The organism is Mesorhizobium sp. M7A.F.Ca.CA.003.01.2.1, assembly GCF_003998945.1.
Lineage (GTDB): Bacteria > Pseudomonadota > Alphaproteobacteria > Rhizobiales > Rhizobiaceae > Mesorhizobium > Mesorhizobium ciceri.
In genome coordinates this window covers 1-7,233 of sequence record NZ_RZRA01000181.1, presented here as the reverse complement: position 1 = coordinate 7,233, position 7,233 = coordinate 1, and the positions used below count along the sequence as shown (strand labels likewise).

Annotated in this window: 9 protein-coding genes and 1 pseudogene; 6 read left to right on the top strand and 4 right to left on the bottom strand. The window is 63.5% G+C overall.

Going from position 1 to position 7,233, the window contains the following annotated elements:
• Both EN969_RS10145 and EN969_RS10140 read left to right on the top strand, forming a co-directional pair.
• Positions 1-740: DUF4175 family protein (locus tag EN969_RS10145; RefSeq protein WP_127419103.1), on the top strand; the 740-nt coding region annotated here is incomplete at its 5' end.
• 112 nt (positions 741-852) lie between these two features.
• Positions 853-1,224 carry a glyoxalase superfamily protein gene (locus EN969_RS10140; RefSeq protein WP_063169090.1) on the top strand — a complete coding sequence of 124 codons (372 nt, stop codon included), beginning with the start codon at positions 853-855 and terminating at the stop codon, positions 1,222-1,224.
• Here the strand turns inward: EN969_RS10140 and EN969_RS10135 are convergent.
• Entirely contained in the window at positions 1,203-2,084 is an 882-nt protein-coding gene (locus tag EN969_RS10135; protein WP_127419102.1) for a LysR substrate-binding domain-containing protein, read from the bottom strand. The genes EN969_RS10140 and EN969_RS10135 overlap by 22 nt on opposite strands.
• A 222-nt stretch (positions 2,085-2,306) precedes the next feature.
• Here EN969_RS10135 and EN969_RS10130 point away from each other — a divergent pair, with 222 nt between their 5' ends.
• Positions 2,307-3,254: a DMT family transporter gene (locus EN969_RS10130; RefSeq protein ID WP_024503766.1), complete on the top strand. Its 948-nt coding sequence runs from the start codon at positions 2,307-2,309 to the stop codon at positions 3,252-3,254.
• Here EN969_RS10130 and EN969_RS10125 read toward each other — a convergent pair whose 3' ends face one another.
• From EN969_RS10125 to EN969_RS10115, 3 genes are all read right to left on the bottom strand, one after another.
• The gene (locus EN969_RS10125; protein WP_063170346.1) at positions 3,255-3,626 is read right to left on the bottom strand and encodes a response regulator; all 372 of its coding nucleotides are present in this window, start codon (positions 3,624-3,626) and stop codon (positions 3,255-3,257) included.
• 74 nt (positions 3,627-3,700) lie between these two features.
• Positions 3,701-4,243, bottom strand: coding sequence for a hypoxanthine phosphoribosyltransferase (gene hpt / locus EN969_RS10120; protein WP_013529401.1), 543 nt, complete (start codon positions 4,241-4,243; stop codon positions 3,701-3,703).
• A 181-nt stretch (positions 4,244-4,424) separates the two neighbouring features.
• The gene (locus EN969_RS10115; protein ID WP_063169091.1) at positions 4,425-5,069 is read right to left on the bottom strand and encodes a hypothetical protein; all 645 of its coding nucleotides are present in this window, start codon (positions 5,067-5,069) and stop codon (positions 4,425-4,427) included.
• A gap of 192 nt (positions 5,070-5,261) precedes the next feature.
• On the opposite strand from EN969_RS10115, the gene ftsE reads away from it, so the two are divergent.
• The 3 genes and pseudogenes from ftsE to EN969_RS10100 all read left to right on the top strand — a co-directional run.
• A complete protein-coding gene (ftsE, locus tag EN969_RS10110; protein WP_127419101.1) occupies positions 5,262-5,921 on the top strand; it encodes a cell division ATP-binding protein FtsE in 660 nt (219 codons plus the stop codon).
• Positions 5,914-6,909 carry an ABC transporter permease gene (locus EN969_RS10105; RefSeq protein ID WP_127419100.1) on the top strand — a complete coding sequence of 332 codons (996 nt, stop codon included), beginning with the start codon at positions 5,914-5,916 and terminating at the stop codon, positions 6,907-6,909. The genes ftsE and EN969_RS10105 overlap by 8 nt, the downstream gene beginning before the upstream one ends.
• A 133-nt stretch (positions 6,910-7,042) precedes the next feature.
• Positions 7,043-7,233 (top strand): annotated as a pseudogene (locus EN969_RS10100) (YdcF family protein); the annotation flags it as partial.

The following is a 7,233-nucleotide window of genomic DNA, read 5'->3' as shown; positions in this document are numbered from 1 at the left end:
GCCGTCAGCAGCAAGGCGGCCAGCAGGACAGCGAGATGCGCCAGCAGATGGACAAGTTGGGCGAGATCCTGCGCCGTCAGCAGGAGATGATGAACGACACCTTCCGCATGGATCAGATGCAGCGCGGCGAGCGCCAGCGCGGGCAGAACCGTGACGAGCAGCTCGGCGAAGGCGGCCAGGACGAGGACAGACCCGGCGTCGGCGAAGACCGCGATCCGCTCGCCCGGCAAAAGCCGATGACGCCCCAGGAATTCGCCGATGCGCTGAAACAGCTGCAGCAGGGCCAGGGCCAGTTGCAGAGCGACCTCGAACAGCTGAAGAAGGGCCTCGAAGGCATGGGTATGGAGCCCAATGAAGGATTTGGCGAGGCCGGCAAGTCCATGGGCAATGCCGAACAGGCACTCGGCGAGGGCGAAGGCGATGCGGCCGTCGGCCATCAGGGCCGGGCGCTGGAAGCGCTGCGCAAGGGCGCCAAGGACATGATGAAGCAGATGCAGGCCATGCAGGGCGACCAGGGTGGCGGCGAGGAAGGCGGCCGCCAGCAGAACGCCGATCGCGATCCGCTCGGCCGGCCGCGCGCCAGCCAGGGTCCCGATTTCGGCGATTCGGTGAAGGTGCCCGACGAGATCGACGTCCAGCGCGCCCGCCAGATTCTGGAAGCGATCCGCAAGCGGCTCGGCAATGCGCTCAGCCCTGACATCGAACGCAGCTATCTGGAACGGCTGCTCGAGCTGAAATAGAGCAATTCCAGGAAATGTGTGAAGCGGTTTTCCGTCCGGAATTGCGAAAAAACAAGGGGATTGCCGCCCCCGTCCATCCCACCTGAAAACCCTCTCGCACGGTTGCACCACCATGCCCAGACTTGGCGCCGTCACACCCATCCTGCGCATCTTCGACATTGCCAAGGCGCGTGAATTCTATGTCGGCTTCCTCGACTTCAAGGTGCAGTGGGAACATCGCTTCGCCGACGACGCGCCGCTCTACATGGCGATCGGCCGCGACGGCTGCGTCCTGCATCTCAGCGAACATCATGGCGACGGTGCACCCGGCATCGCCCTGCGCATCGAGGTCGAGGACATCACGGCTCTTCATGGCGAGCTGACCGGCAAAAACTACCGCTTCGCCAGGCCAGGCGTGGAAGAGACGCCTTGGAAGACCCGCGAGGTATCGGTCGCCGATCCGTTCGGCAACAGGCTGCATTTCTACGAGGATGCCGCCGGCTGACTGAGCCTGTTGACGAAGGCTTCGCGGATCGCATCCTGCATGCCGTCGATCGCCTCGCCTGACGCGTTCGGGTTGCGGTGCATCACCACGTTCGAGGAATCGATGGCGCCGAATCCGTCCGCCGTGGTCAGTTCACGACAGCCGTCCGGAATGTTGCTGCGCGAGATCGGCGCGATCGCCAGTCCGGAGGTGACGGCGAGCTTGAGGCCGCCGGTGGTGTCGCTGGTATAGGCGACACGATAGGCAAGATCGCGCTGCTCCAACGATTTGATGGCGAAGTCCTTGCACCAGCCGGCCCGGTTGTAGAGCGCGATCGGCACCGGCTGTTCCTCATGCATGTGATGCAGGGACGATGTCACCCACACGGTCGGGTCGTGCATCAGCACTTCGCCGCCGGCGGGATCCTGCCATTCGAACACCACGCACAGATCGAGCTCGCCGGCAGCGAGCGCCGCCATCTGTGCCCCGGAATGGGCATAGCGCACGGTGACCTCGACCTGCGTATGACGCTTCGAGAAAGCGCCGAGCGCGCGCGATAGGATGGCGTGGCCATATTCCTCCGGAATGCCGATGCGCACCGGCCCGCCAAGCGGCGCTGCCGCCATCGATGCCGACGTCTCGTCGAGCAGCGAGACGATGCGGCGGGCGTTGACGATGAGTTCGCCGCCGCGCCGCGTCAACGCGACGCCGCGCGAACCGCGCTCGAACAGGCTGGCGCCGATCAGATCTTCGAGCTTCTTCATCTGCATCGACCCCGCGGATTGGGTGCGGCCGGCCTGCTCCGCCGCCTTGGTGAAATTGCCGGTCTCGGCAATCGCCACGAAGGTGCGCAGGAGGTCGCTGTCGAGGGTCGGCCGCATGAAATCCGCCATAAGAGAATTTGATTGCTGGCATCATTCCAATTCGTTTGCAACATGTCAAACGGCGGATGATAGTCGCCTCACCCATTGGATATGCGGCTGCGAAATCAGCCGCGGACCAATCAAGAGTCCTCACTCGTGCCCGCTGCCCGAAACGGTGGCGGGTTCTTTTTACCCCGCAGGCGGCAGCTTCGGATCGTACGCGCAGGAGCCTGGATGCAGATGCAAAATCGGATGGTGGGCGGCATCCTGAGCCTGTGCCTCGGCGTGCTGGTCTTTTCGCTGCAGGATCCGCTCGTCAAAGCCGTGTCGAGCGGTTATCCAGTGACCGAGGTGATGGCGATCCGCTCGATCGTCGCTCTGCCGATCCTCATCGTTCTGGTCCATGCTGATGTTGGCTTGCGGGCGATCCTGTCGAAGCGATTCGGCATGCTGACGGTGCGCGCCTTCATCCAGTTCACCTCCTATACGATGTACTACCTGGCCATCGCCGCCTTGCCGCTTGCCGATGCGGTGGCGCTTTATTTCATGGCGCCGCTGTTCATCATGGTGCTCGCCGGGCCCTACCTTGGCGAGCGCGTCTCCTGGCAGACACTGGCAACCGTGCTGATCGGCTTGTTCGGCGTCCTCGTGATGCTGCGCCCCGGCGCAGGGCTGTTCGACTGGGCAGCGCTGCTGTCGCTGGGCTCGGCGGCGCTCTATGGTTTTTCGCAGCTGATGGCCCGCAAGATCGGCGACACCGAATCGTCCACCGTGATGGCCTTCTATCAGAACGGCGCCTATCTGGTTGGCGCCGCCGTGGTTGCCGGCGCGTTTCACCTTGCCGGCATAACCCACGCCGTCCACCCCAGCTTGGAATTCCTGGTACGGCCATGGCTTTGGCCGACGCTGCCGGATTTTCTAAAGATGGCCGCCTGCGGCTTCGTCGCCTCCGCCGGCATGATCCTGCTGTCGCAGGCTTACCGGATGGCGCCGGCCAACCGCGTTGCCACCTTCGAATATACCGGCATCCTGTGGTCGCCGCTGTGGGGTTTCCTGTTCTTCGCCGAGGTGCCGCGGTCGACGACCGTGATCGGTGCCGCCTTGATCATCGGCGCCGGCCTGCTGGCGCTCAGCACCGAACGGCGCAAGAGTACTCCACCTGTGCTCGCTGCCGCCGACCCAGCCTGATCAGGCGAAGCAGATCAGCGCCCGTTCGACGCGCGAGCGGATTTCAGCCAGCGTGAAAGGCTTCTGCACGACATCGAGGATGATGCCGTTCAATTCCTCGGCGCGCTCGCGCTGGTCGGCATAGCCGGTCATCAGCACGATCTTGATGGCGGGAAACAATGTCGCCGCCGCTATCGCCATCTCGATGCCGTCCATCTCCGGCATGCGGATATCGGAGACGACGAGATCATAGCCGCCACGCGCGGCCTGGATCAGCGCAAGCCCCTGCGCGCCATCCGCCGCGATATCGATTGTGTGCCCGGCGCGTTCAAGCGCGCGGGCGGCCAGGGTGCGGACGGACTCATCGTCCTCGACGATCAGAAGCTTTGCCATGGCCGGCATATTTGGCCGCCAAAAGTTGACTTTTCCTGAAAGCGCTGAGGATCAGCAAACCTTTTTGCTGCCGCTCAGGCATCCCCTTTGACGACACCGACAAAGGGCAACTCGCGAAAGGCATGGGCTACATCCATGCCGTAGCCGACGACGAAATAGTCGGGGCAGTCGAAGCCGACATAATCGGCATTGAGTTCGGTCTGGCGGCGCATGCGCTTGTCGAGCAGCACGGCGATCGAACAGCTCTTGGCGCCCCGCGACAGCATCAGCTCGCGGGTGAAGCTCAGCGTCTTGCCCGATTCGAGAATGTCGTCGATCAGCAGCACGTCGCGGCCAGCGACCTCATTGTCGATGTCGCGCAGCACCCTCACCTCGCCGCTGCTGGTGCCGGCGCCATAGCTGGAGATGAAGATGAATTCGACCTCCGGCGACAGGCCGACATCGTGCATGGCGCGGATGAGATCTGCGGCGAAGATGAACGACCCCTTCAGCACCGAGATCACCAGGAGGTCATGGTAGTCGTGTCCGGCAATCTCCTTGGCGAGTTCGAGATTGCGCCGCGCGATCGCCGATGCAGAAAACAGGACTTCGATGTCCTTGCCGCGTACAATTGGCATTTTTCGCCCCGCTGATTTCTTGCCTAAACGCGTTCACGCCCAGCACGTGTTGAGATTCAGGTCAGGCTGAGTCGAAAACGGTGGTTTCCGAGAACCGGAGCGGAGCGTACTGAAGTACGTGAGCACCGGAAGCGCAGGAAACCGCCGTTTGCGGCCAGTCTCACCTGAATATCAGCACACGCTATTCGGCGAAGGTGACCGATACAGTTCTTACACCGTTTCTAGGCACGTCGAGCCGGCTGGCAAAGCCGAATCTTTCGCCAGAGGCCAGCGAACGGCCGGATGTCCCCAACGTATAGCGGGTGATGTGCCCGTCATTGCCGGTCACCCGGATTTCAAGCGGCGGCAGCTGCGCCGGTTTGGCGCCGTCATTGGCGGCCTCGCCATCGACGAACAGCGCAGGGTTCGGTCCGGAAGCATCGACGCGTGACGTGACGCCCGAAATGCTGAGCGCCGACGCTTGCGCGCTGGACAGGAACGGCACCTGGCGCACCAGCGCGTGCCCGCCGGAAACCCAGAAGGCGGCCAAGGCAGCGCCGATGCCGGCGATCCAGAAGATCGGCCCGCCGCGCGAGGCTGGCGGCCGCTCCGGCGGGGCTTCGGGCTTGCGCAGCATGTCCATGCCCTCGATGGGTGGCATCACGATCGCACGCGGCAGCGGCGAAACGCTTTCCACGGCAGGTGCAGGGCGCGGCATCACCACGTAATCGGCATCGACGATGTCGGCGGCCGAACCGCGCATGAACCGGTCCGCCGCGGCAATTGCCGTCGGATCGGTCATGATTTCGCCGGAAACCGGGCGCGCGGTTCGATCGTCAGCCATCATGGCCCCAGCATTGCAGCACGTGTTCGCTTTTCGTTTCTTTTGCGTAAACACAAATGGTTAACGCTTCCCCACCGGAGCCCTCGTGACGAGTCGAAAGAGCCTAGGAATTAACCGCCGGTTAACCATGCCGGCCGATGGTCTTTACCCAGAACAGGCCGGCTCACTGCCGTGCCGAATTTCAGGTCGTCGAAATTGATTCGCTTCGAAAATGTCGGCCTCCGCTATGGCATGGGTCCGGAAATCCTCCGCGACATCTCCCTGCACATTCCGGAGCGCTCCTTCCAGTTCCTCAGCGGGCCTTCGGGCGCCGGCAAGACGACCTTGCTGCGCCTGCTGTTCATGTCGCTGAAGCCGACGCGCGGGCTGATCACCATCTTCGGCAAGGATCGCTCCCGCATTTCCCGCACCGAGCTGCCGCATCTCAGACGCCGGATCGGCGTGGTGTTCCAGGATTTTCGGCTGCTCGACCACATGACCACCTATGAGAACGTCGCGCTGCCGCTGCGCGTGCGCGGGCGCGAGGAGGCGAGCTACCGCACCGATGTCACCGCGCTGTTGAAGTGGGTCGGGCTGGGCGAACGCATGCATGTGCTGCCGCCGGTTCTGTCCGGTGGCGAGAAGCAGCGCGCCGCGATCGCGCGGGCGCTGATCGAGCAGCCGGAAATCCTGCTCGCCGACGAACCGACCGGCAATGTCGATCCGCCGCTGGCGCGACGCCTGCTGCGGCTGTTCATCGAACTCAACCGTCTCGGCACCGCCGTGGTGATCGCCACCCACGATCTCGGCTTGATGGAGCAGGTCGACGCGCGCCGCATGATCCTGGCCGGGGGAAGGCTGGACATCTATGACTGAACTGTCCGCCGAACATTTTGTGGAAAGGGAGCAGGACGCCGAGGCGACCGAAGCAAAGCCGCGCGCCCAGCGCAGGATGGCGCCGATCGTGCCGGCGCAGAACATCGCCGGCCGGGCGCTGGTGCTGGTCATCGCCATCATGACCTTCCTGTCCTGCCTGACTTTCGGCGCGGTGACGCTGGTGCGCGACACAGCGTCCGTCTGGGAGAACCAGATTTCACGTGAGGCAACGATCCAGATCAAGCCGGTCGACGGCCTCGACATGGAAGCAGCCCTTACCCAGGCCTCGCAGATCGCCGGCGAATTCCCCGGCGTCAAGGCGACCCGGATCATCGACCGCGAGGCGACCGCGCGGCTCCTTGAGCCCTGGCTGGGCTCGGGCCTCAACATCGACGAATTGCCGGTGCCGCGACTGATCATCGTCACCATCGACGAGAACAGCCCGCCCGATTTCGCCGCCATACGCGCCGCGATCACCCCGAAACTGCCGAGCGCATCGCTCGACGATCACCGCACCTGGGTCGACCGGCTGGTGGCGATGGCCCGCACCACGGTGACCATCGGCATCGCCGTGCTGGCGCTGATGCTGTCGGCGACGGTGCTGACGGTGGTGTTCGCGACGCGCGGCGCCATGGCCGGCAACGGTCACATCATCGAAGTCCTGCATTGCGTCGGCGCCGAGGCACGCTTTATCGCGCGCGAATTCCGCCGGCATTTCCTGGTCACCGGCATGAAGGGAGCGGCGGCCGGCGGTGCCGCCGCAGTGCTCGTGTTCATCGTCTTTTCCTGGTGGTCGTCGCGCAATATGGCGACGCCGCAGGCCGACCAGGCGACCGCCCTGTTCGGCAATTTCGCCATCGGTTCGGCAGGCTATCTCGGTGTCGTCTTGATGGTGCTGGTGATCGGCGGACTGACGGCGGCAACCTCGCACGCCACCGTCGTTGCCTATCTCAGCGACATCGATGTCCGCCAACCGGATGCAGGCTAATTCATGTCGCCCAAAAGTGGGAACCGGTTTTGGGACAACGACATGGATAAAACAGGGTGATCACGAATAGAGAATTCGCGTAACGCAAAGTGCGTCTTTTACCTACCCAAGGCCGCATTTCAGGATTAACCATATGGCGATGGACGCGCGGGATTCGACCGGTACGGCTGGGCAGATGCCAGTGGTGGTTGCACGTTCGCATGACCGCCGCGCTGTGAGCCGTCTAAGAGCCACGCTGCGCCTGTCCGCCCTCTCCGTCCTCATCCTTGCAACTTTGTTTGCCGGCGGTTTTCGTTTGTTTCCCAACAAAGTCAGTCACCTGAC